Consider the following 25,704-nt stretch of genomic DNA (forward strand, 5'->3'; position numbering starts at 1 on the left):
AAACCTCACTCCTTATATAAGTGAGGCCATAACTTTATTATTTAAAAATTATTACTTATCTTCTGATTGTTCTTTATTCTTATCCCAGTCCCCGGAAGTCATTTCCTGAATCTCATTCCAAACATCCTTAGCTGATTTTTGCGTGTGGTTCATAAAACTCTTTGTAGTTTCCTGGTTTTTGCTTTTCATATCATTTACATAATCCTTTGCCTGCTGAGCATATCCATCAAGACTATATCCTGGATTATTGGAGATATTTTTCTGGATATTACTAAAATCGTGTGATGATTTAAACCTGTTTGTGTCCATAATAATAAGATTTAAGTGATTTCGTCATAAGAATACTTCAATTTCTATTCCGAAAAACACCTTCGTAATATTATTTTTAATGAACAATTTTGGTGATCTCCTCTAAGAAAAGGATTATAGAATTATTGAAATTTTAAATCAAAATTACAGTTTATTTTAACCGAATCAATTCTCCTTTTCTTTTAACAATATTTTTATAATCCCATTGGATTTGTCGAGATTTTTCAAGCCATCTTTTCAAATCATCTTCACTGATTTCCTGTTTGGAAGTATATCTTTTCTCTGCTGCCTTAAAAGTTCCTTCTATTTTTAGACCTTCCTCACCAAAGGACTGTCCACTCCAAAATAGCAGACGCACAGAATCTTTTAATTTACTATATCCCACAATAGGATTTCCATCCAGAAACCATACAGGATGCCTATGCCAGATTTTATTTTCTGCATCCTGTAATTCAGCATCAATAATAAGAGATAGCTGTATACAGATTTCCTGATCTGACTTCGACTGTGTATTATTATAATCTGTAATATCAGGATGTATCATATTTATGTATTGGTATTATTAAGCATTGGAACAAATTTATATGCTCCGAATTCCTCTTTTTCAATTTCAGTCGGAGAAATTTTTGTGAACCTATATAAAACCTGTTCATCGGTTGGACCCAAAGGAATAACCATTTTCCCACCTACTTTTAACTGTTTCAACAATTCTGTTGGTAAGACGGATGCTCCACAAGTAACAATGATCTTATCAAAAGGGGCAAACGTTGGTAGTCCGGCAAAACCGTCACCAAAGCTTTGAAATTTTGGAAAAAGATGAAGCTCTCTAAATTTTTTCTTCGAAAAATCAAATAAATCCTTTTGTCTTTCAACAGTGTATACCAAACCTTTCATAGCCAATAAAACAGCAGTTTGATATCCACACCCTGTTCCGATTTCAAGTATTTTTTCTCCCGGTGTCACCTGTAAAAGTTCTGATTGCTCAGCAACTGTTGAAGGATGAGAAATAGTTTGATGTGCGAGAATTGGAAAAGCACGGTCTTCATAGGCAAAATCTTCAAAAATACTTTCTATAAAAAGATGTCTCGGAACTTCATTCATTGCCGAAAGTACATTCTTATCCGTAATCCCAATTCTTTGCTGAAGGTATTCAACTAAGATTTTTCTTTTTCCTTTATGTACAAACGAATCTTGCGTCATTAGATAGTAGTTATTAGGTTGCAGGTACTAGTTTATCACAAAAATAAGGATTAGATTTTAGATTTCAGGAAACAGCAGGAATTTTTGCTGATTAAAGTCAAAAGTGTTTATATCTAAAATCTCGTACCTAATTTATATCTTTACAAAAATTAAAAAAGCTATGTTGAAAGCAGGTTTGGTAGGTGCCGGACATTTGGGAAAAATACACTTAAAACTTCTCAATCAATCAGATAGGTATGATTTTGTAGGTTTCCACGACAAAGATGTAGAAAACGGAAAAAAATTAGAAGCCGAATTCGGTTACAAATATTTCGAAAATTTTGATGATCTATTGGACCAGATTGATATGCTGGATATTGTAACACCAACGGTTTATCATTATGATTACGCTCTGAAAGCGATCGAAAAGCGACTGCATTTTTTCATTGAAAAACCTGTTACCCAAACGCTTCAGCAAGCAGAAGAAATCCTTTATAAATGTCGTGAAAATGGGATTAAAGCTCAGGTAGGACATGTTGAGAGATACAATCCTGCTTTTATGGCAACTAAAGAATACATCAAAAACCCAATGTTTATTGAAATCCACCGATTAGCAGAGTTTAATCCTCGTGGAACGGATGTTTCTGTTGTATTGGATCTAATGATCCATGATCTGGATATTTTATTGAGCATGGTTAAATCTAAAGTAAAGGTCATTCATGCCAGTGGCGTTTGTGTGGTAAGTAAAACTCCGGATATTGCAAATGCACGAATAGAATTTGAAAATGGATGTGTTGCCAATCTTACGACTTCGAGAATCTCTATGAAGGCGATGAGAAAAAGTCGTTTCTTCCAGAAAGATGCTTATATCTCTGTTGACTTCCTTGAGAAAAAAGCAGAGGTGATCCGCATGAAAGATGCTCCTGAAGTACCTACTCCATTTGATATGATCATTGAAAATGCTGATGGAGAAAAAAATCAGATTTTATTTGAGTATCCAAACATCCAGCCCAATAATGCTATCCTTGATGAATTAAATTCGTTTGCAGATTCTATTACACAAGATAAAAATGTAGAAGTATCATTGGAAGATGGAACTGAAGCTTTGAAAATCGCTTTGGAAATTATGAAACTGATCAGCTAGATTATATAGATTGTAGTTTTCAGAAGATCCTAATACTTCATTTCTGAATATGATAATTATCATCTACAAATAATATTCAGCATAAAATTTATTCCTCTTTAAATAGTTCACCTATTTAGAGAGGAATTTTAATTTTAATTCAATAATTTTTAAATATATTTGTGATTACTAAACATTTAATTCTAAAAGTAATCCCATAATCTTATAAAATCAAACTATGAAAAGAACCATCCTACTATCCGCACTTTTATTGTCTCAATTTGGGACATCGCAATTATTAAAAACAAATGGTCAAAAAATCGTTAATGACAAAGGTGAGAATATCCAGCTTAAAGGCTTAGGTTTAGGAGGATGGATGTTGCAGGAAGGCTATATGCTTAAAACAGCAGATTTTGCAGGTCCACAATATAAAATCAAACAGAAGATTTCTGAGCTTATTGGAGAGGATGGAATGAATGAATTCTACAAAGCTTATCTGAAGAATGGAATTACAAAAGAAGATATTGATTTTCTTGCTAAATCAGGATTCAATTCTATCAGACTTCCAATGCATTACAATCTGTATACTTTACCTATTGAAAAAGAGTCAGTAAAAGGCCAGAATACATGGTTAGAAGAAGGTTTTAAAATGACAGATGATTTATTAAAATGGTGTGCAGATAATAAGATATACCTTATCCTCGATCTTCATGCAGCACCTGGAGGACAAGGAAACGATGTGAATATTTCTGATAATGACAAATCAAAACCTTCACTTTGGGACAGTGAAGAAAATCAGAAAAAAACAATGGCCTTATGGAAAAAACTTGCTGAACGATATAAGGATGAGCCATGGATTGGAGGTTATGATCTCATCAACGAGCCAAACATCAACTTCACGGGGGAAAACCCAAATGGAACGGATGAAATGTCAAATGCTCCTCTCTGGAAATTACAAAAGGATATTACCACCGCTATCCGGGAGGTTGACAAAAAGCACATTATTATCCTTGAAGGAAATGGCTGGGGAAATAATTACAACGGATTGATACCACTTTGGGATAACAATATGGTTTTCAGCTTCCATAAATATTGGAACAATAATGATGATGCCACAATAAAAGGTATTCTCGAGCTAAGAGAAAAACACAATATACCGATCTGGTTAGGTGAAACAGGGGAAAACTCTAATGTGTGGTTTACAGAGTTGATACAGTTGATGAACAAACACAATATTGGCTACGCTTTCTGGCCAATGAAAAAGATTGACAACACAGCGGGTATTGCCAATGTAAAGATCACTCCGGAATATCAGAAATTGCTGGATTATTGGAAAAACGGTGGTGAAAAGCCATCAAAAGAAATGGCAACAAAAGCTTTAATGAAGATTGCTGATAATTATAAATTCAATAATACTGAAATTAAAAATGATGTTGTAGATGCTATGTTCAGACAGACAACGGATGACTCTACGAAACCATTTAAAAATCACAATGCACCAGGAAGGGTTTTTGCTACAGATTATGACTTAGGAAGGATGGGTTCCGCGTATATGGACAATGATTTCGTTAATCTCTGGGTAAGTGATCCTGCTAAAAGGTCTGAATGGAATGCTGGTCATCAAATGAGAAATGATGGGGTTGATATTTATCCATGTAACGATAAAATCACTAATCAATACTATGTAGGAAAGACAGAAAAGGGAGAATGGATCCAATATACCATCAATAGCAAAACAGATAAAAGCTATACTTTCGACATCAGATATGCAAGTGGTAGTGAATCTAAAATAAAAATCTCAGATGCATCTGGAAACGAATTAGCAAGTGTTTCATTGTCGTCCACAGAAGGTAAAGATAAATGGAAAACAATTTCAGCTAAAGGTATCAACCTGAAAAAAGGTGAAAACAAAATCAGGATCGTTTTTGAAAATGATGGTGTAAATCTCAACTATTTTGAAGTGAAATAATAATTATATTAAATTACAAATCCCTTTTTAAGTTCTAAAAGGGATTTATTTTTTAAATTTACTGCTATGAAAAAAGCAGGTTTATTATTTCTTTTTATTTCGGCATTTTCCTTTGCACAAACAACAGCTCTGGAGCAAACTATAAATTCGATTGTTAATAACAAAAATGCTACAGTAGGAGTTTCTGTCCTGGGAATTGAAGATCCCTTCAACTACAATAAGAACGGAGAGAAAAAACTTCCGATGCAGAGTGTTTTCAAATTTCATATTGCAAGTGCCGTTTTGGACTTTGTAGATAAAGGAAAGTTATCATTAGACAAGAAAATCTTAGTGAAAAAGTCTGACCTTCTTGATGATACATGGTCCCCATTACGAGAGAAATATCCTAATGGTAATATCGAACTTCCACTAAGTGAAATTATCGACTTTACAGTCGCTCAGAGTGATAATAATGGCTGTGATATCCTTTTGCGCTTAATTGGCGGAACCGCTACTGTTCAGAAATTTATGAATTCCAAAGGAGTTAAAAATTTCCAGATCAAATTCAATGAGGAAGAAATGCACAAAAGCTGGGATGCACAATATGAAAATTATAGTACAACCAATTCAGTTGCAGAAGTTTTAAAAAAGTTCTATCAGGGAAAACTACTCTCTAAAAAATCTACTGATTATCTGATGCAGGTAATGCTTGGAACAAAAACGGGAACGAATAAATTAATTGAACAGCTTCCAAAAAACACCCCTATTGCTCATAAAACGGGTTCTTCGGGGAAAAATAAGAATGGACTGACTGGTGCTGAAAATGATATGGGAATTATCACATTATCTAATGGGAAGCATTATGCAATTGCTGTATTTGTAAGCAACTCAACTGAAACAGATGTTGTAAACTGCAAAATTGTTTCGGATATTTCCAAGGCCGTTTGGGATGATTTTAATAAGTAAATTTTAAAGCTTAATTTTAGGACAAAGAAAAAGACTACAGGTAATTGGTAGAAAACTTTGCTTAAACTTAACTCAATGTATTAAAATGAAAAAAACGGCCATACTTCTAAGCATTTTTTGTTTTACATTCTTTTTTTCACAAAAGAATCAAAACTATTTACAAGTAGGTTACGCAAGTATTTGTTGCGGAACTCCTTCCGAACAACCTGTTATCAATTACATATCTCAATTTCAGAAAAAAAACAAGACCAAACCCTTTGAAATATACAGACAAAGTGGCTTAGGAAGAGAAGGCGAGTTTAATCTATATATAGGAATTGATGCCTTATCAAAAACTAAAAAAAGCAATTTTATATCAGGTCTGAAAACAGCTGTTTCATTACAAAACATGAAAAAAAATAAAAGCAGTGAAGGAAATGTGAATTTTGATGAAACACAAATTCTTACAAAAGCTGATTTAGCAAATTCAAGAAATTTAACTATCTATAAAAAATAATTTAATTTAAGGAAAAATGATCAAAAACGTTGTAGTTATCGGAGCTGGAACCATGGGAAATGGTATTGCACATACTTTTGCGCAAAGCGGATTTAAGGTAAACCTGGTAGATGTATCTCAAGATTCTTTAGATAGAGGATTAAAAACCATTACTACCAACCTCGACAGAATAATTGCAAAGGGCAACCTTACAGAAGAACAAAAAGCAGAAACTCTAGGAAATATAACCACTTTTACTGAACTTAAAAATGCTGTTGGATCAGCAGATTTAATTGTAGAAGCGGCTACTGAGAATCAGGATCTGAAATTAAAGATCTTTGGACAAATGGATGAATTTGCTCCTGAAAACTGTATTCTGGCAACTAATACTTCTTCTATTTCTATTACAAAAATAGCAGCTGCAACAAAAAGGGCTGATAAAGTGATTGGTATGCATTTTATGAATCCGGTTCCTATTATGAAATTGGTAGAAATTATCAAAGGCTATTCTACTTCTAAAGAGACTTTTGATATCATCTATGATATGAGTAAAACATTAGGAAAAGTTCCTGTGGAAGTTAATGATTATCCTGGTTTCGTTGCCAACAGAATTCTAATGCCAATGATCAATGAGTCTATTGAAACTCTTTATAATGGTGTTGCCGGTGTTGAAGAAATTGATACCGTAATGAAGTTGGGAATGGCTCATCCAATGGGTCCTCTCCAATTAGCAGACTTTATTGGTCTTGATGTATGTCTTGCAATTCTTAATGTAATGTATGACGGTTTTAAAAATCCTAAATATGCTCCAAATCCATTATTGGTAAATATGGTGATGGCAGGAAAACTAGGTGTAAAATCCGGTGAAGGGTTCTATGATTATTCTGAAAGCAAAAAAGCAGAGAAGGTTTCAAAAATGTTTTTGAAATAGTTTTAAATACATAAGTTGTACGTTATATCGCGATATGGCTAAAAATACTTATAATCGTTAATCAACGACCTGCAGCTTAATGAAAATTAAAGAAAAAAATATTCAGATATCATTGGTCATCATTACTATAGTGATGACCATTTTACGTTTTTTACTCAACGAAAAAGGCAGGGTAAATCCGGACTCGATCCGTTACATGAGATTTGCACATGTGTTTCCAACAATTGATAATACAACCACTCCATTGGGATATCCTTTAAGTATTAAGTTTTTTACTTATTTTGGTTTTGATGAATTCTGGAGCAGTAAACTTGTTGGAATTCTGGCCTTCCTATTCATCGTTATTTTTTCTTGGAAAAAGAATTTTTATCCTAAGGAATCCATTGTTATCAGTGCTTTGTTCAGCTTTGTTTCGATATATGCATATACGATGAGTGAAGCATTGATCCTTCCTTTCGTATTTCTATTCTTATACACCGCTCATTTAATTATCATTGGAAAATTAAAGAAATGGAAAGCCATATTCTACCTTTCTTTATCTTTAATAGCACTATATAATATCCGTTACAGTTCATTATTCATTATTGGTGGAACCGGACTTTTTGGATTAATGGTTTGGAAAAAAAAATATGCTAAAATATTTATAGTCTCAGCAATGATAGGATGTATTTTCATCGTTGTCTATAAGTTTCTATTTTTAGATTATTTTAATGAAAGCTATATCAATCAATTTCTGGAAATGGGATTACATCCTACTTCACAACTGTTAAAAGAATTATTTCAAGGGCTTACGACCTCCTTCAACCCGTTTATTCATATGGCAGATCCGGGTGGCGGATTGATAAATTATGCAATTTATGGAATTGGCCTTCTCAATATATTGTTGATGGTATTTCTCTTTGTAAGAAGCAAACTTTCAGAGACGGAATTTTTCTTTATTGGTATTGGTATTTCAGGTATTATATGTTCTTATTTTATCCAATATTTTTACTCTGTAAATCCATTAGATTATAGATTAATAGCGCCATTCAGCTTTCCGATCTGGTTGGTATATTTCAAAAAATTATTTAACCTTTTTGATATTAAAGTATATGTAATTGGAGCATTGAGTTTACTATCTGGTGTCTTTTTCACCTGGCTTTCGAAAGGAAACTATCTTGAAAACAGAAAGAATATAGAACAGTTTTTACAATCCGAAAATTTAAAGAATATCCCTATTAAATTCTATATTGAAACTGAAGAAGATCTGGAAAAAATACAAATTGCGGAGTTAATAAGCACGGTAAATCCTAATGTAAGTCTAACTTTTAAGCCAAAAGACACCTTACAAAAAACCACATTAACGCGATATAAAGTTTTACAAAAAATTAGAATCGACAAGAACAAGTATCAATAATTTTATTATCTTTGAGAAAGTTAAAATATTAAAAAAATGAAATTACCAAAGTTTTTATTAGCAGATAATTCGGAATTTCCTGAGGATTTATTCGTGGTTCATACTGAATACCCAAGATTTATCTTAAACGTTGAGGAAGAAGAAGTTGAGTGGCTAGATGATTTGGAAGGCGACGATGAAGAGACCATGGCAGATGAAGCTACTAAAGTGGTAGAAGCAGCATTCAAATGGTGTGACGAAGAATTGGCTAAGTACGATGAAGAAGAGGAAGAATAAGAAAAAACATTAAAGCATAAAAAAGGAACTCAATTGAGTTCCTTTTATTTTTTATTCTGATTTATTAAATTTCAATAATAAAAGATTGTCTTTGTATAGTTCTAATGTAGTTCCGGAAATTACATATTTGTTAGCTTTCCCCATCATATCCATAAAGTTCTGCTCTACATTCATATTATCACAAGCCATTTTTGTAGAACCCATTTGGCCCGCAGCAAAATTACCTGTAGAAGTATCCAACTTCACTGTTCCAAAATAATTGTTGCATCCTGCATTTCCATTTATCTTTTCTCCTTCGATATTCAATGTAGGAATTTTTCCTTTTACATTATCTGCTAATGTCCATTTCGTATTCACTAATGACGGTTGAGATTTCCCTACTTTTGAAGCAGATGCGCTTGACATAGTTCCGCACGACGCCAAAATCACGGCTGCACTTATACTTAAAAAAAGATTTTTCATTTTTTTCTTTTTTGATTTAACCAAATTTACGGAAATTATATTATTTAAACGCTTTTCAAAGAATTTTATTATACTGCAGAACTTTATATTAGTGAAATTATTTAGTATAAAGCTATGGCAATTAGCAACAAAAAAGACGGGCTAACCCGTCTTTTTACTATATTATTTTTATAATATTCTTTTATGATCTCAATTCCGCATTAAATTCTTTTTGGAAAGATTTAATTAAAGAATCCATTACTTCTGAGATTTCTTTTTCTTCCAAAGTTTTTCCTTCATTCAGCAATTCGAAGCTCATAGCATACGATTTTTTTCCTTCAGGAAGGTTTTTCCCTTCATATACATCGAATAAATTAATATCCTTGATAAATGGAGATTTATTCTTTTTTGCTGTTTGATATAATTCCTGATAAGTAATATTTTTATCAATCAACAAAGCTAAGTCTCTTCTTATTTTATTGAATTTAGGAATATCTTTGAACTTTAATTCGTTTGTAGAACGTAGTTGCTGAGCCAATTCCAATTCTATTTCAGCATAGAAGCAATCCTGATCAATATCAAAATCTTTCAATAGATTTGTAGAAACCTTCCCGATTCTTACTAAAATTTTCCCATCTGCTTCATAAGCTAATGCATCAGAGAATCTTTCATCAGATAAAGCAACTTCTTTATAATCGATTGCCAATTTCTCTAATAATACCTTTACGTATGCTTTCAAATTATAAAAATCTGTTGCCGATTTCGGCTGTAACCAGTTTTCTGCTACATCTCTTCCGGAAACCAGAATAGCCATTTGCTTTCTTTCTTCATACTGAGCTCTTTTGTGGTAAATTTTTCCAAATTCAAAGAACTTTATATTCTGATTTTTTCTGTTGATGTTATAGATGGCATTTTGAAGAAGTCCTTCCAATAAAGATTTTCTCATAAATGCTAAATCACCACTTAAAGGATTCAATAACTTCACAGCATCAGTTTCATCCTTTACAGAAGTTAATGAGTTGTTCATTACTTCATTGAAACCTACACTTTGTAAAGTTCTTGCCCAATTGTTTTCCAACTCATCCTGATCATTTGCACTTAATTTAACAGGTGTAAATGAGATCTTTTGTGGAGCATCAATTTTGTTGTATCCGTAGATTCTTAAGATCTCTTCAATAACATCTATTTCTCTTGTTACATCCGCTCTGTAAGCAGGAACAGAGATCTCCAGTCCATTCTGAATTTCATTTAAAACCTTTATTTCAAGAGCTTTTAAAATCTCTTTTACTTTCTCTCTATGGATTTTAGTTCCTAAAATCTGTTCAATTTTAGAAAATCTTATAATCACGTAACTGTCTTCAATTTTCTTCGGATATTCTTCCAATAGTTCACCTACCAGTTTTCCTTCAGCAATTTCCTGGATCATTTTGATCGCATGGGTGATCGCTGTTCTTGTGATATTGGGATCTACACCTCTTTCGAATCTGAAAGATGCATCTGTATTCAAACCATGAAGCTTAGCTCCTTTTCTCACTGCTACCGGATTGAAATAAGCACTTTCCAGGAAAATAGTTTTTGTTTCGTTAGAAACTCCAGAATTGGCACCCCCGAAAACTCCGGCAATACACATTGGTTTATCTTTTCCATCTTTGATCATGACTTCAGAACCATTTAAAGTTCTTTCAACACCATCTAAAGTAGTAAACTTCGTTCCTTTTTTTACCGTTCCAACCTTTACTTTTTTATCTGCTATTTTATCTGCATCAAAAGCATGGAGTGGCTGTCCGAATCCGTGAAGAATATAGTTTGTAATATCTACAATGTTGTTGATAGGACTTAAACCAATTGCTTTCAATCTGTTTTTTAACCAAGCCGGAGACTCTGCTACTTTTACGTCTTCAATAACTGCTCCGATATACCTTGGGCATAATTCAGTATCTTCTACTTCTAAAGTAAAACTGTGAGATCCCTCATTATTTAATGCTTCAGAAGCTACTTTTTCAAACTGTGCTTTTTGCTGATTGGTTGAAAGAAAAGCGTATAGATCTCTAGCAACACCATAATGTGACATTGCATCAGTTCTGTTTGGTGTTAAACCAATTTCGATAACCTCATCATTTGTCAATTCAAAATAATCTGCAAAATTCTTCCCAACTTCATATTGAGTTTCATCTAAAACCATTATTCCACCATGGTCCTCACTAAGACCTAATTCGTCCTCAGCACAAATCATCCCCTGAGAAACTTCACCTCTGATCTTTGCTTCTTTGATTTCAAAAAAGTTTCCGGTTTTATCATAGATTTTTGTTCCAACAACTGCTACAGGAACTGTTTGTCCTGCTTCAACATTGGGAGCACCACAAACAATGTTAAGTACTTTTCCGTTTCCTATATCTACAGTTGTTTTCTTTAGTTTATCAGCATTTGGATGTTTTTCACAGGTTAAAACTTTACCTACAACAATTCCCTCTAAACTGCCTTTTACACTTTCAAATTTATCTATACCTTCAACCTCAAGACCTATATCAGTAAGGAATTCACCGATTCTTTCAGTTTTCAATTCCGTTTTTATGTAATCTCTCAGCCAGTTATTTGATATTTTCATCTGCTTAAATCTATTTTTTATCAGTCAGACTCAACCATTAAGCGGTTTCATCTGTATTATTTTGAAAAACTTTACTTCAAATTTTGCGTTTACAAAGGTCGTGTTTTTTTAAGAAATAACGAAATTTTTAACTTCTCAACTCAATGTAAAAACAAAAAAAGAGGTCTTGAAAATTCAAAACCTCTGTTATTTCATTTAACTTAATTTTACAACCCAATTACTGGCATTGATAACATTAAGATATTTTCGTTTTCTTCAAGACCATCCAGAGGTTCAATAATTCCGGGTCTGTTTGGTTGAGACATTTTCATGGTGATATCATCAGAACCAAGAATCGTCAACATTTCAGTTAAGAACTTCGAGCTAAATCCGATGTTGATATCTTCACCATTGTAATCACAAGGAATCTGCATATCAGCCTTGTTTGCATATTCTGTATCTTCTGCGTGAAGGTGAAGAATGTTTGCAGACAATTTAAATCTAACCTGATTAGTTGATTTATTGGACATAATTGATGCTCTTTTGATCGCACCTAATAAAAGGTTTCTGTTGATCGTTAATACATTCGGGTTTTCTTTTGGAATTACCGCTGTATAGTTAGGATATTTTCCATCGATCAATCTACAGATCCAGATATGTTTGCCAAAAGTAAATTTAGCCATGTTCTCATTGAAATCGATGGTAACATCTTCATTCGAACTTGCTAAAATATTTTTGAAAATATTTAAAGGTTTTTTAGGCATGATGAATTCCATTGGTTCAGCATTCATCAGATCCATTCTTTTGTAAACAACCAATCTGTGAGAATCTGTAGAAACAAAATTTGTTTCATTTTCTCCAAACTGGAAAAGAACTCCTGTCATTACAGGACGAAGAGAATCGTTACTAGTTGCAAAAAGCGTATTGGTAAGTGCTTCAGATAAAACTCCTGCAGACATTGTCACACTTTGAGAAGCATCAAATTCCGGTAATTCAGGATAGTCATCTGCATTATCCAATGCTACCGCAAAATTATCTTTCTCATCCAAAATCTCCAGTTGGCTGCCTGTTCCTTCCGCATTATCTTTTACAGACAATGTTAGAGGTTGTTCACCATACGTTTTGATAAAATCTTGAAAAATTTTAGCAGGAACAGCAAATTTACCCGAATCATCAGACTTCACTTCCAAAGAAGTTACAAGAGTTGTTTCGCCATCAGATGCTGTAATGGTAACTTGAGTTTCGTTTAACTCGATAAGATAGTTTTCTAAAATCGGTCTCGATTGAGAGCTTGATATTACGCCACTTACAGTTTGCAAAGCCTTCTGCAGTTCCCCACTTGAAATAATAAATTTCATAGATTTAAAAATAAATTTTTACAAATATAATAAATAGAAAATAGATTAAAAAATATAATTCTGAGAGTTATTAACAACGAGTAAAAGATTTTTAAAACTACTTCCGGTACATTTTTTTGATAGCAAAACTATCATAAAGGACTAAAGATAGGCATTTTCTTTAAGCAATTAATTATATTTGTACATAATCTTATTTATCATGCGTAAACCACCTATTCATAAAAGTTTCCAGAATGCTTTTCGAGGTGTTTTTTTGATGATAAAAACAGAAAGAAATTTCCAAATCGAGTGTGTTGCTCTTCTGGTTAACCTCATTCTTATCTTTTATTTTCAGCTTTCCGGCATTGATGCGACTCTAATTCTTATTGTTTCTTTCGGGGTTTTAACTGCTGAAATTTTCAATACAGCCATCGAAAGAATCTGTGACATCATCCAACCTGAATTTGACAAGAGAATAGGTTTTATTAAGGATATTTCTGCGGGAGCTGTTATCCTGATGAGTATTGTTTCGGTTATTGTTGGGATTTTGGTTTACTGGAAATATATTTTCAGCTAAGGTTTTCATTTTGATTTCTTGCAGATTATGCAGATCAGGCAGATTTTTGCACCTTAATAAAACGCACCTGTCATTAAGAACCTAGTACAATAGAGTGACAAATATTTGATCGTTTTCATAAGAATATCTTCTATTCCTTTATCGTTATCTATTGATTTTATACTTATGAAATACACAACACAACACTCAGCACACTGACTTTTTATCACTAGATAATGATATAAATTAATATATTTGTTTCAAACTAATTATATCATTAATATGAAAATCAAACTGTTTTATGCTATCATCATAGCATCATTGGTTTCTTGTGCTACAGAAACCTCGGTACCTAATCCAATTGAAATCACAAAAAGTAAAGAAATTTTAGATTTTGAAAAATCTATCAAGAGTCTTTCGAACCCCGAAAACCGTGAGACTCCAGAAGAAATAAGAAATAAAAAATCACTTGAACTTAATGACAGACGCAAGAATATTCTTATTCCATCAGCCTTGGAGTTAATAAAATCTACTGGTGCGAGCGAAAAAGAAATCGCCAACACAACAAAAGGAGATCGGGACAAAATTTTAACCTGGGCTGTAAAGATCTACAATGAAAAATTAAGCAAAATCAAACAAAATTCTAAAAACTAATAAACATGAAAAAGATATCTATTATTCTCGGATTGAGTTCAGGCCTAGCCATCTTTGCTCAAAACAATCCAATTGATGGTACTGAAAATATACATATATTTAATGACAAAGCAAATCATACATTAGAATTACATTATACATTATTCACAGTCAATCCAACTACATGTGGTGGTGGTTTTCAAGCGCAGGGTCCAAGTATCATTTTACCTCCCGGAGGTTTAACAGATTACAAAACTTTTGAATCATCAACTACAGCTGCAGCACACCCCTATCCAATAGATAATTGGTTTAATGGAAACATAATACCTGCCGCTTCCATTACGCCAGCTATGGCATATAATGAACGATGGGCTTATATGAAGTTTCAGCTGAGAGATCCACAGAATCCTGGTAACATTCCACTTTTAAGCGGATCTGTTGGATATTATCAAAACTGTACAGGAGCACAGCCACACATAAGTGATTCAGGAACACTAAATGGTGTTACTTATTCATTTTTTGCTGAAGCTTTTACAGTTGGGACCGATTTATGGATCAATGTTCAATAAATCTAAAAAAAGCCTGTTAAATTTAACAGGCTTTTTTATAATATATTCTAACAATAACTATTTTCCCACGTAAATAAATCCCCTCTTTCCTGATTTGAAAGTGGTTTCTATTCTTTTATAATCATCCACCTCATATTCATCAGCCTTAAGAATTTCTTCCTCTGTCACTTCGAAAAGTACTCCTTCCACTTCATCTTCAGGGATCCCTGAAAATTTTAAAATCGGATGGTACTTCTCATTGCTTTTTCTTAACACTTCCGGATCAGTAATTTCCAGCATTTTAAGCGTATAATTTGTCAGAATATCTTTTTCACCTTTCAGTAATCTTCCGAATGTTTCGATCTGAACCTGTTCTTTCTGTAAGGTTCCATAAGAGAATAAGTAGGGCATTACAAATATTTTTCGATGATTGGTATAGCAATTTCGGCCATTATTCCATAGCCTTTTTCGTTGGGATGAACTCCATCCTGAGAAAGCAAAATCTCTTTATCTTCCAAAAATGCGGTATAAAAATCGATATAGATAAACGTGTTTTCAATAGCAATATCCTGAAGGATTGTATTGTATATCAATACCTCAGCATTGGTTCTAAGCTTTCCTGAAGCTACTACAACTCCATCTACATTTTTAGAAAATGGTAAGATACTTACCAGATAGATATCATTTGTAAATTGTTTTGCATGCTGGATAGCCTTTTCAATATTAACTTTAAACTGCTCAGGACGTACCATTTGTTTTCCTTCTTTTATGGCCAGATCATTGGCTCCGTAAGCCAGAAAGACAATATTTCCTTCTGAAGAATTCCTGGCTTTTAATTCATGTGGAATCCTTTTTATCAATCCTTCCGTTGTTTCGCCACCAATTCCTAAATTATAAATAATAACTTCATTACTTCCTTCATGAAATTTCTGTAATGCATACCTTTTCAGAATATCCACCCAGCCTCCAAATACACCATCATATTCTCCGTAAGTGATACTGTCTCCGAAGAACAGTCCATATATCATTTTCTTCATTATTGTTTTACCTCATCTAAAATGAGTTCAATATTTTTATGTGATTCAATAATTTCTAGTAGAATATCAAACAACGTTTGCCCTTTTCCTGAAATCAATTCATGTAATTGTTGTTGAATCATTTCAACATTAAAAGGTTTTCCTTGTTTGATTTTTCTTTCATAAAATTCACGGGTAGCTTTTAATCCTAAATCATTTTTTGACTTTTCAGATTTCATCCAAGTTAATTCAACCTCATCATTGTTTTCAAAAATTCCGAAACCTCCATAAAGGATATCATCAAAACCATCCAGTGTGCCCACTTTCCAATCTACATTTTTCATTAAAACCCTGGAAGCTTCTTCATAGAATTCTGATAGATTAGAAAAATGATCGCCATTAATGGCGATCATTTTCTTATGAGTTTTATTTGAAGTATTCGACTCCATTTTTAAAGATATTATGGTAATTCGCAGTTGGAATATTTTTCATTAGCCCTTCTGCAAAACGCTCAGGGTGTCCCATTCTACCAAATATTTTTCCACATGGACTGGTAATTCCTTCAATTCCGAATAGCGAATTATTTGGATTGAATGGCATTCCATGGGCAATATTCCCTTCAAAATCTATATATTGAGTTGCAATCTGACCATTCTTATATAGCTTTTCAATCTCTGCTTCAGAAGCCATAAAACGGCCTTCACCATGAGAAATCGGAATTGTAAAAGTCTGATCTTTCATTCCTTTCAACCACGGACTTTCATCATTTATCACTTTTACAGTAACCATTTGAGAAATATGTCTTCTTATTGCGTTATGGGCGAGTGTTGGAGAATTTTCATCGAGATCTTTAATTTGTCCGTAAGGCAACAGTCCTGATTTGATCAATGCCTGGAAACCATTACAGATTCCAACGATCATCCCGTCCCTATCTAATAGATCGTGAACAGCATTTTTCATCTTTTCATTCTTCAGAACATTCACGATAAATTTAGCAGATCCATCCGGTTCATCTCCTGCTGAGAATCCACCTGAGAATGCTAAGATCTGAGATTGTTTAATTTCTTCCACCCATGCATCGATACTTTCATCAAGCAATTGGTGATTGATATTTATTAATGGTAAACTGTTGACAACAGCACCTTCTTTGTGGAATGCATTTAGTGTTTCATACTCACAATTCGTTCCCGGGAACAAAGGAGCAAAAACTCTAGGTTGAGCAATTCCATGTTTTTTAATGATAATATTTCTTGGAGTTGTTGAATTTAATTTCTCATCCAGTTCAACCGTGATCTTTTCTTTTTCAACCGTTGGAAAAAGATTTTCGAAAGTTTTGGTATGTGCAGATTCGAGTTCCGAGATTTTAGATTCAAGATTATTTATTTTCAAAGTACCAGAATCTTTTACTTCTCCAATCAACTGAAGACCCGTTGAACTTAATTCTTCTTTTGCTTCAATGATCAGGCTGCCTATATTTTTAGCTAATAAAGTATTATCTTCAACATTGATCTCAGCCCCAAGTCTGTTTCCAAAACTCATTTTTGCTATTGCTACAGCGACCCCACCATCTTTAACAGTCTTTACGGAAACAATTTTTCCAGCTTTAATATTTTCAAAAATGAAATCATAAACTGCTTTTAAACTGTTATAATCCGGAAGGCCATTTTCCTGAGCAATATGGTTATAGAAATACAGTTTATTTCCGGCTGCTTTAAATTCCGGAGAAATGACATTTTTCTTTTGTCCATCAGCACAAGCAAAAGAGATCAGTGTTGGCGGAACATTCAGATCCTGATATGTTCCACTCATAGAATCTTTACCTCCGATTGCAGCTAATCCAAGATTAATTTGAGCATCATAAGCTCCTAAAAGAGATGCCAAAGGTTTACCCCATTTTTCAGGGTTTTGTCCTAATTTTTCAAAGTATTCCTGGAAACTTAATCTTATATTCTTATAATCACCACCCATGGCAACGATCTTAGCTACACTTTCTACTACGGCATACGATGCTCCAAGTAATGAATTTTGTTTTGAAATTTCAGCATCAAATCCCCAACTTGCCAAAGAAACAGTTTCTATATTTTTTGCTCCCAGGATAGGCAGTGTCTGAGCACTTCCTTCCATCAGGGTCTGCTGATATTTACCTCCAACCGGCATAGCAACTGTTGTTGCACCAATGGAACCATCAAACATCTCTAACAATCCTTTTTGAGAAGCTACATTTTTATCACTTAAGATCTTTAAAAAGGCTTCTTCTGAGAAAGCTTTGTCATCAAGCTTTACCTCTTCAAGATGAGTAATTTTTACCTCCTGACTTTTAGCACATCCATTGGTATCTAAAAATGCTCTTGAAAGATCAACGATCTTATCTCCTTTCCAGAACATCTGCATTCTTCCTGAATCTGTAACTTTCGCTACTTCTACAGCTACGATATTTTCAGCCTCACAGTATTTGATGAATTGTTCTTTATCTCTTGGATCCACAACCACCGCCATTCTTTCCTGAGATTCAGAAATAGCAAGCTCCGTTCCGTTAAGTCCTTCATATTTTAATGGTAATACATCTAAGTTTACCTCTAAAGAGTCTGCAATTTCTCCAATCGCTACAGAAACACCTCCAGCACCAAAGTCATTTGATTTTTTAATCAATCTGGTAACTTCAGGATTTCTGAACAATCTCTGAATTTTACGTTCTTCAACAGCATTTCCTTTTTGAACTTCAGTGGACATGGTATGAATACTGTTTTCATCCTGTACTTTTGAACTTCCACTCGCTCCTCCTACTCCATCTCTTCCTGTTGCTCCTCCTAAGATGATCACAGAATCCCCATCAGCCGGCTTTTCACGTCTTACCCAATCTACGGGAACAGCTCCGGTAACGAAACCAACTTCCATTCTCTTTGCTTTATACCCTTCATCATAAATTTCAGAGACCATGGTAGTTGCTAAACCAATCTGGTTTCCATAAGATGAATATCCGTTTGCAGCTTGTTTTGTAATCGTTTTCTGAGGTAATTTTCCAGGTAGAGTCTGATCCACTGATTCTAAAACATCAGCAGCACCCGTTAATCTCATTGCCTGAAAAACAAAAGATCTTCCAGATAACGGATCTCTGATCGCTCCACCTAAACAAGTCGAAGCCCCACCAAAAGGTTCAATTTCTGTCGGGTGATTATGAGTTTCGTTTTTAAATAATAAATACCAAGGTTCTTTTTTACCATCGTATTCGGCTTCAATCTGAATAGTACAAGCATTGATCTCATCAGAAACAACTAAGTTGTCCAGATTACCTGTTTTATGGAAATATCTACCACAAACTGTTGCCAGATCCATTAAAGAGATCGGCTTTAATTCACGACCCAAGAATTTTCTTTTTTCAATATAGTCATTGAAAATAGTTTCCAATGTATGTTTAAATTGTCCTTCAAACTGAATGTCTGACAATTCTGTTTCAAATGTTGTATGACGACAATGATCACTCCAATAGGTATCTAAAACTTTAAGCTCAGTTTCCGTTGGATCCCTTTCTTCAGTTTTAAAATATTCCTGAATAAATTTCAAATCATCCAATCCTAATGCAAATCCGTGTTGATTATAGAAATCCTCTAACTCAGCGTCATTGAAGTTGATGAAATTTTCGTGAATTAAAACTTTCGTTGGAACTTCATCTGCAGGAATGTCTAAAACCGCTAAGTCTTTTACCTGAGACTCTACCTTATTGATAAGCAAATCTTTTATTTTTGAAAGATCAGCTTCTGAAATACCTTCAAATTCGATCAATTTTCCACTTCTCACTTTAGACTTTTCATTTTCAGTCAGCAAAGCAATACACTGTTGTGCAGAATCAGCACGTTGATCATACTGGCCAGGTAAAAACTCCATGGCAAAATAGATCATCTCTGCGGGATTCTCCGTGTGTAAAATATCAGTAACAGGGTCTACGAAAGTGCTGTTAACCACTTTTTCGAACTCACCATCATTCAAATTAAAAATATCATATACATTGTATACTTTTACGTTTTTGACTGACGGAACAACCGCTTTTACTTCATCAAAAATTTTTGGACTTTCAACATCGAAAATTCCTCTTTTTTCTACGAAAATTCTTTTGTTATTAGACATTAGATGTCAGATTTTAAATATTAGATTTATTACTTTCTTTTTATCTTTTAGAACCAAATGCATGATTCTTTATATTTTACAGCTTCAATAGCAGATTATTGTATTTTGATCCGTCTGTATTGGAAGCGTTTTTTGGGGTTGCAAGCCACCCGTTATTATTGATTACAAATTTAAAAGAATAAGGTTTCCCTTTTTCAAAATTTAATTTGGGAATTTCTAGTTCAAAACGGTTATTTTCTCTTTTCAGTAGCTGATAATTTTTACTTTCAGGTTTCCAATCGTTGAAAGATCCTACTACAGAAACTGTATTAACCAGTTTTATATCTAAATTTTTTGGATGGATATAAGTAAAAACTATATGATCTCCTTTTATTTCATAGCCATAAATTTCTTTTTTACCTGATGGAATGGTTAGATCTTCTACTAAACTATAAGCTGCATTCTGAAGTTCTGGAAAAGTCTCCATACCACTGACATTTACGATCATACAGATTCCTAAATTAAGTTCAGGGTATATAGCAAACCAAGTCTGATATCCAAAAGAACCACCATGTTTACGCCCATTTTTCCCTTTATCTGTTACCCCAAAATCATCCCAAAAATATCCAAACCAGTTTTCTTTACTGTCACTGATATTTCTTTGAGATTCCTGAGCAATTTTGTTTCCTGAATCAAGTTCATACTTTAAAAACTTCACCATATCTCCCATTGTAGATTTGGTTTTGGAACCGCCAGAGCCCCATAAAAGACTTTTAGATTCCGGCATCAATCGACCACTGCTATGATAACCATTCGCTAAAACCTCATTTTTCCCTAGTTCAAGCTTGGTGTGATCCATTCCTGATTTTGAAAAAATATTTTCTTTAAGCAATGTCTCATAGTTTTTTCCGTAGATGTTTTCTAATATCAATCCTGTAAGTTCGAGACTCAAATTACTATACTTATAACGACTTCCAGGAAGAGTGTCCAGCTTTACTTTTCCTAGATCCTGCTTAAACTGATCTTTTGAATAGCTTTCGCCCAGTTTATTATATAAAAAAGGAGTTTCATCTGTCATATTCTTCCTTAGTTCAGTATCATCAGGCAAATTACGAGGCAACGCTGTTTTGTAGGAAATAAGATCTTTAATTGTAATAGCTCTTCCATTATATTCTAAATTCGGGTAAGGTGCTTTCAGATATTTACGAATATCATCATCAAGATTAATTTTGTTTTCCAAAACTGCCTGTGCCAGCAACTGTCCCGTAAAAAGCTTAGTAACAGAAGCTATTTCAAAATAGGTATTATCATCTGCTTTGTTTCCTTTTCCTTTATCTATTTCTCCAAAATGTTTTGTATAAACTTTACCATCTTTCACTATTCCAAAAGATACTGAGTAAGCTCCCGATTTTTCCTTTAACTTTTTTGCATTGGCATCTATAATAGAATACACTTCTTTCTGGTTTTGTGAAAAACTTTTCACAGACAGAAGAATCAATAAAAAAACCGAAAGTCCTTTCATGGGTTATTGTTATTTATAAATTTATTCGGATTATCCGGATGTTCCTTTTGATATTCTTCTGCCTCTTTCATTTCTTTCTTTAACCATTTATCAAAAGGGAGTTTTTCCACATCATAGTCAAGTGCATAAAACTGTTTACCATCTTCTGAAATGATAAATTTAAACCGGAAATCGGTTTCCATTTTTCGGTAATCATAACTTTCAACTTTAAAGAACGGAAAATTTTCTTTTGGCCTCTCCGTGATCTCAAAGAATAACTTCTTCTCATCATTGGATAATTTATTATAAAGGTTCACATAATAGATACTAGAGAGCATCTTATTTTGTTTTTTGAAAAATTGAAGAATATTCCTCTCCTTTTCATTGTATTCAAAAGGATAGGGATAAAATACTCCATTCACTTCCACATCATTTTCAGATAATTTAGTTCTGGATTGAACAATTTCTCCTTTAAAGTTCATCACTCCCCATGTTCCGCCAACAATTGCTTTATGCTCATCTTCAGTTTTCTCCCAGTCACAGCCGTCACAAAATGCAGCATATCCATAATTAAAAGGAGAAACGAAATCATGCTTTGCTTCAATAATGGCTTTACCATTTCTATCTGCAAAACCAACTTTCCCATTTTTTACAAACCTTCTTACACCTTCAGCGAAATAATCAGCTCCGTTATCATAAAAGAAAGGTCTGTATAGAAAGTTTCCTTTTTTATCATAGACATATCCCCATGCATTCTTCTCTCTAGCTTCACCTTCTTTAGGACCATCAAAATAAATGGTTTCCTCTTTTACCTGTTCACCATCTTCAAGAATAGAAAACACCTTAAATTGCGCAGGAATTATAATTTTCCCGTTCTGATCTTTTACTCCAACTAAAGAATCTTTCGATTTAAAATACGTTAAGACATCCTTTTTTTGCGAAAAGGAAATTATAGGTAATAATAAAAGTAAAAAAGGCATTTTACTCATTCTTTGGATGAAATAAAAAATGCAGCCGAAAAGACTGCATATGGTGTTATACTTTTAGATCAGCTTCCAGTCCTATCAGGTCTTTGTTTTGATCGAGAATTGGTTGAACTTCATTATTAATGAACTCTTCCGTTTGAATCGGTGCAAAGCCAATGAAATTTTTAGGATCTAAAACTTCTTTTAATTTCGATTTATCAAGTTTTAAAGAATCATCATTTAAGATTCTTTCAATAAGGTCATTTTCTTTTCCTTCTTCTTTTACTTTTTTAGAAGCTTCCATAGAATGAACTCTAATTACCTCGTGGATCTCCTGACGGTCTCCACCTGCTTTTACTTCTTCCATGATGATATATTCAGTTGCCATGAAAGGTAGTTCTTCTTCGATATGCTTGTTGATTCTGTTTGGATATACTACAATTCCATTCATGATGTTGTTCCAGATCAATAGGATGGCGTCAACGGCTAAGAAAGCCTGAGGAATCGTTAATCTTTTGTTTGCAGAGTCATCCAAGGTTCTTTCAAACCATTGTGTAGAAGCTACCATTGCAGAACTTGTCGTTAAAGACATCACATATTTTGCCAATGCTCCGATTCTTTCACTTCTCATTGGGTTACGTTTGTAAGCCATTGCAGATGAACCGATTTGATTTTTTTCAAATGGCTCTTCAACTTCCTTAAGGTTTTGAAGTAAACGTAAATCGTTACTGAATTTATGTGCTGACTGGGCAATGTTTGACAATAACGCCACCACTTTTGCATCAATCTTTCTATCGTAAGTCTGTCCTGAAACTCCAAAAACTTTATCGAAACCGAATCTTTTTGAAAGTTCTTTATCTAAATGTTTTACCTTAGAATAATCTCCGTTGAAAAGCTCCAGGAAACTTGCTGCAGTTCCTGTAGTTCCTTTTACTCCTCTGAAACGCAATGTTTCCAGGAAGAAATCAAGTTCTTCTATATCAAGAACCAAACTCTGTAACCAAAGTGTTGCTCTTTTTCCTACCGTTGTTAGCTGAGCCGGCTGGAAGTGAGTGAATCCTAAAGTAGGAAGATCTTTATATTGAATTGAAAAATCAGCAAGATTTTTCATTACGTTAACAAGCTTTTTCTTTAAGATCAAAAGCCCGTCACGGATTTGAATTAAGTCTGTATTATCACCTACAAAAGCTGAAGTAGCTCCTAAATGTATAATTCCTTTTGCTGAAGGTGCCACATCACCATATGTGTGAACGTGAGCCATTACATCATGACGGAATTTTTTCTCATACTCGGCTGCTTTTTCATAATCGATATTTTCAGCATTAGCTTTCAACTCTGCGATTTGCTCATCAGAAATTTCAAGGCCAAGATCTTTTTCGATTTCAGCAAGAGCGATCCAAAGTTGTCTCCAAGTACGGAATTTATTATTATGTGAGAAATTAAATAACATTTCTTCGCTGGAGTAGCGCTCTTCCAATGGATTTTTGTAGGAATTCATTCTTTCTTATTACTTTTTAGATGTACAAAAATACGGATTTTCGTTGAGAGAGAAAAATTGTAACCATGGTTTTAAGCATTGATTAAAGTCAAAGGTTTATATGTTATTATTAAATAAGGGAAAGTCTTTTCCTATCAATTGAAAAACCCAATGAATTATCTGTTAAATTACTTATTCATTTAAAACCGGAATTTTCACATAACTATCATTATACCATTTAATGACCAAAGGTATTGAAGCATCCTTTATCGTTTCAGTACTTACTTCTTTTCCAGTTCCATAATTAAGTTGAGAAAATGGATTTTTATTTACGTTGATGGTCACAACAATTCTGCTGCCTTTTTGAATCTGTTTGCTAATAAAATGTGTATTGCTAAATTGTATTGACGTTTTTTCCTCGGGCTTAATTAAATTCCTTTTTGTAATATCTTTTGCATAACTGGCCCTACCTATATAATACGACAGATGAAAATATTTACCTTCAGGGGTTAATTCATATAACGTTATTCCCAAATCCACATCTTTTTTATTAATAGCAATATTTAAAGCTCCTAAAAAAGAACCATTGATGATCATTGACTTTTTTAGGGGATCACTCATAAAGACAAATCCATTACTTTTATTAATTTCATCTTTTTCTATAGGATCCGGATAGTATTCATCATTGGTATTATTTTCACGGTCTGCATAGTCTACGGTCTGAGACAAGTATGTATTTTTATCGGACGATTTCGGATCAAGAAAATAATAATCATTCCGTTTGTGTCCGGAAAGGTAAAATTGCAACTCCTCATTATGCATACTTTCAAAAGAAGGTGAACTCCGCCATTCGTTTGTTCCCATCACTTCGTAATTGATCTTATTTTTGAGCGCCTGAGGTTTCTTTCCATTTTTCAAAATAAAATCAAACCATTCGTAGGTAATCTTTTTTATATCAATAAGCGAGACATCGTCTACGTTATACCCATTTACTGTTTTTTCTCCTCCAACTTGTGTTCCAAAATGACTGTAAGGCCCAATTATTAAATAAGATGAGTTTTTCGGATTATATTTATCCAATTCCTTCAGATAATAAAGACTTGAATTTTGTGAATCATTATAATAGCCGTCAAAAGCGAGAACAGGAATATTGATCTTCTTAAAATCTTCTTTATAGGGAGCCATTTTTTGCCAATAGGTATCAAAGTTGGGATGTGAGATCCACCGTTGAAATAATCGGTTTGCCTGTCCATCAATACTGTCCATTTTGTTGTAAGCCTTACCCGATTCCCACCATTTAAACATCATTTTTCTAAAACGCTGCCTGTCATCACCCGTTTCATTATCCAGATATTTATTATTTCCAACATAAAAAGACCACTCATAATTCGGATTTACAAAAATATTATTTTCCATGGGAAGCCCCATTCCTGGTCTGTTTGCAACATAAGGAACAATCGTTTTTAATGCGGGATGTTGTGTTTTACAAGCAGCCCATTGGCTAAAGCCATTATAACTTCCGCCATACATTCCTATACTTCCATTACTCCATTTTTGTTTACTTATCCAATCGATTACATCATACGTATCGTTGGCATCAAACTCATAGGGGTAAATCTCACTTGGACTGAATCTTTTCCCACGAGTGTAAGCAATGACACCAATGTATCCCCTATCTGCAGCATCTTTTAAGCTTTGAAGATCTCCTCCCTTATCACGGACATATATTGTAAATTGAAAAATAACCGGAAGGGGCTGCGAAACTTCTTTTTTCTTTACTATCATTGCGGAAATTTCCGCTCCATCCCGTGTTTTTATCATCACACTATCCTGAATATCATAAAGACTTTCTTTATCTTTTATACGGGTTTCTTTTGTTTGCTGACTATAAAATAATCCAGATATACATAAGAAAAGAAAGAGCAGATATTTTAACATTTAA

General features: G+C 33.6%; 24 protein-coding genes. 10 read left to right on the top strand and 14 right to left on the bottom strand.

Going from position 1 to position 25,704, the window contains the following annotated elements; genetic code table 11:
• Positions 1-51 precede the first annotated feature (51 nt).
• The 3 genes from AC3WRL_RS13180 to AC3WRL_RS13190 form a co-directional block, all read right to left on the bottom strand.
• Positions 52-309 carry a prevent-host-death protein gene (locus tag AC3WRL_RS13180; protein WP_261512600.1) on the bottom strand — a complete coding sequence of 86 codons (258 nt, stop codon included), beginning with the start codon at positions 307-309 and terminating at the stop codon, positions 52-54.
• 151 nt (positions 310-460) lie between these two features.
• Positions 461-853, bottom strand: a complete 393-nt coding sequence (locus AC3WRL_RS13185; protein WP_261512601.1) for a DUF1801 domain-containing protein — start codon at positions 851-853, stop codon at positions 461-463.
• 2 nt (positions 854-855) lie between these two features.
• The gene (locus tag AC3WRL_RS13190; RefSeq protein ID WP_214831518.1) at positions 856-1,509 is read right to left on the bottom strand and encodes a protein-L-isoaspartate(D-aspartate) O-methyltransferase; all 654 of its coding nucleotides are present in this window, start codon (positions 1,507-1,509) and stop codon (positions 856-858) included.
• Positions 1,510-1,669: 160 nt separating this feature from the next.
• Here AC3WRL_RS13190 and AC3WRL_RS13195 point away from each other — a divergent pair, with 160 nt between their 5' ends.
• The 7 genes from AC3WRL_RS13195 (at position 1,670) to AC3WRL_RS13225 (ending at position 8,603) form a co-directional block, all read left to right on the top strand.
• Positions 1,670-2,632: a Gfo/Idh/MocA family protein gene (locus AC3WRL_RS13195; protein ID WP_492330470.1), complete on the top strand. Its 963-nt coding sequence runs from the start codon at positions 1,670-1,672 to the stop codon at positions 2,630-2,632.
• Between the two features lie 217 nt (positions 2,633-2,849).
• The gene (locus AC3WRL_RS13200; protein ID WP_492330471.1) at positions 2,850-4,580 is read left to right on the top strand and encodes a cellulase family glycosylhydrolase; all 1,731 of its coding nucleotides are present in this window, start codon (positions 2,850-2,852) and stop codon (positions 4,578-4,580) included.
• A 66-nt stretch (positions 4,581-4,646) separates the two neighbouring features.
• Complete coding sequence (gene bla-A, locus AC3WRL_RS13205) at positions 4,647-5,525, top strand: CGA/CIA family class A beta-lactamase (protein WP_492330472.1); 879 nt, start codon at positions 4,647-4,649, stop codon at positions 5,523-5,525.
• 85 nt (positions 5,526-5,610) lie between these two features.
• Positions 5,611-6,021, top strand: coding sequence for a hypothetical protein (locus AC3WRL_RS13210; protein WP_214831522.1), 411 nt, complete (start codon positions 5,611-5,613; stop codon positions 6,019-6,021).
• Between the two features lie 19 nt (positions 6,022-6,040).
• The gene (locus AC3WRL_RS13215) at positions 6,041-6,931 is read left to right on the top strand and encodes a 3-hydroxybutyryl-CoA dehydrogenase (RefSeq protein ID WP_492330691.1); all 891 of its coding nucleotides are present in this window, start codon (positions 6,041-6,043) and stop codon (positions 6,929-6,931) included.
• Positions 6,932-7,010: 79 nt separating this feature from the next.
• Positions 7,011-8,327: a hypothetical protein gene (locus tag AC3WRL_RS13220; protein WP_492330473.1), complete on the top strand. Its 1,317-nt coding sequence runs from the start codon at positions 7,011-7,013 to the stop codon at positions 8,325-8,327.
• A 36-nt stretch (positions 8,328-8,363) separates the two neighbouring features.
• Entirely contained in the window at positions 8,364-8,603 is a 240-nt protein-coding gene (locus AC3WRL_RS13225; protein WP_007845674.1) for a DUF8828 family protein, read from the top strand.
• Between the two features lie 51 nt (positions 8,604-8,654).
• Here AC3WRL_RS13225 and AC3WRL_RS13230 read toward each other — a convergent pair whose 3' ends face one another.
• The 3 genes from AC3WRL_RS13230 to dnaN all read right to left on the bottom strand — a co-directional run bounded on the left by AC3WRL_RS13230 (position 8,655) and on the right by dnaN (position 12,986).
• Positions 8,655-9,065 (bottom strand): META domain-containing protein, encoded by a 411-nt coding sequence (locus AC3WRL_RS13230; protein WP_214831524.1) that lies wholly within the window; start codon positions 9,063-9,065, stop codon positions 8,655-8,657.
• 181 nt (positions 9,066-9,246) lie between these two features.
• Complete coding sequence (gene pheT, locus AC3WRL_RS13235; protein ID WP_492330474.1) at positions 9,247-11,649, bottom strand: phenylalanine--tRNA ligase subunit beta; 2,403 nt, start codon at positions 11,647-11,649, stop codon at positions 9,247-9,249.
• 206 nt (positions 11,650-11,855) lie between these two features.
• Entirely contained in the window at positions 11,856-12,986 is a 1,131-nt protein-coding gene (gene dnaN / locus AC3WRL_RS13240) for a DNA polymerase III subunit beta (RefSeq protein ID WP_089026989.1), read from the bottom strand.
• Positions 12,987-13,185: 199 nt separating this feature from the next.
• On the opposite strand from dnaN, the gene AC3WRL_RS13245 reads away from it, so the two are divergent.
• The 3 genes from AC3WRL_RS13245 (at position 13,186) to AC3WRL_RS13255 (ending at position 14,723) form a co-directional block, all read left to right on the top strand.
• Positions 13,186-13,542, top strand: coding sequence for a diacylglycerol kinase family protein (locus AC3WRL_RS13245; RefSeq protein ID WP_492330475.1), 357 nt, complete (start codon positions 13,186-13,188; stop codon positions 13,540-13,542).
• A 261-nt stretch (positions 13,543-13,803) separates the two neighbouring features.
• Positions 13,804-14,175, top strand: a complete 372-nt coding sequence (locus AC3WRL_RS13250) for a hypothetical protein (protein ID WP_492330476.1) — start codon at positions 13,804-13,806, stop codon at positions 14,173-14,175.
• A gap of 5 nt (positions 14,176-14,180) precedes the next feature.
• The gene (locus AC3WRL_RS13255; RefSeq protein ID WP_214831528.1) at positions 14,181-14,723 is read left to right on the top strand and encodes a hypothetical protein; all 543 of its coding nucleotides are present in this window, start codon (positions 14,181-14,183) and stop codon (positions 14,721-14,723) included.
• Positions 14,724-14,780: 57 nt separating this feature from the next.
• On the opposite strand, the gene AC3WRL_RS13260 is transcribed toward AC3WRL_RS13255, so the two are convergent.
• From AC3WRL_RS13260 to AC3WRL_RS13295, 8 genes are all read right to left on the bottom strand, one after another.
• Complete coding sequence (locus tag AC3WRL_RS13260; protein ID WP_214831529.1) at positions 14,781-15,113, bottom strand: gamma-glutamylcyclotransferase family protein; 333 nt, start codon at positions 15,111-15,113, stop codon at positions 14,781-14,783.
• The gene (locus AC3WRL_RS13265; RefSeq protein ID WP_214831530.1) at positions 15,113-15,739 is read right to left on the bottom strand and encodes an SGNH/GDSL hydrolase family protein; all 627 of its coding nucleotides are present in this window, start codon (positions 15,737-15,739) and stop codon (positions 15,113-15,115) included. The genes AC3WRL_RS13260 and AC3WRL_RS13265 overlap by 1 nt, the downstream gene beginning before the upstream one ends.
• A complete protein-coding gene (locus AC3WRL_RS13270) occupies positions 15,739-16,167 on the bottom strand; it encodes a barstar family protein (protein WP_492330477.1) in 429 nt (142 codons plus the stop codon). Before AC3WRL_RS13270 ends, AC3WRL_RS13265 begins: the two co-directional genes overlap by 1 nt.
• The gene (locus AC3WRL_RS13275; protein ID WP_492330478.1) at positions 16,145-19,840 is read right to left on the bottom strand and encodes a phosphoribosylformylglycinamidine synthase; all 3,696 of its coding nucleotides are present in this window, start codon (positions 19,838-19,840) and stop codon (positions 16,145-16,147) included. Before AC3WRL_RS13275 ends, AC3WRL_RS13270 begins: the two co-directional genes overlap by 23 nt.
• 76 nt (positions 19,841-19,916) lie before the next feature.
• On the bottom strand, positions 19,917-21,341 hold the full coding sequence (locus AC3WRL_RS13280) for a serine hydrolase (protein ID WP_492330479.1): 1,425 nt from the start codon (positions 21,339-21,341) through the stop codon (positions 19,917-19,919).
• Positions 21,338-22,300, bottom strand: coding sequence for a WG repeat-containing protein (locus AC3WRL_RS13285; protein ID WP_251040611.1), 963 nt, complete (start codon positions 22,298-22,300; stop codon positions 21,338-21,340). The genes AC3WRL_RS13280 and AC3WRL_RS13285 overlap by 4 nt, the downstream gene beginning before the upstream one ends.
• 55 nt (positions 22,301-22,355) lie before the next feature.
• Positions 22,356-23,783: an adenylosuccinate lyase gene (purB, locus tag AC3WRL_RS13290; RefSeq protein ID WP_179472973.1), complete on the bottom strand. Its 1,428-nt coding sequence runs from the start codon at positions 23,781-23,783 to the stop codon at positions 22,356-22,358.
• A 171-nt stretch (positions 23,784-23,954) separates the two neighbouring features.
• Complete coding sequence (locus AC3WRL_RS13295; protein ID WP_492330480.1) at positions 23,955-25,700, bottom strand: CocE/NonD family hydrolase; 1,746 nt, start codon at positions 25,698-25,700, stop codon at positions 23,955-23,957.
• Positions 25,701-25,704: the final 4 nt, after the last annotated feature.

The organism is Chryseobacterium sp. FW101-FHT12H09 (assembly GCF_058790395.1).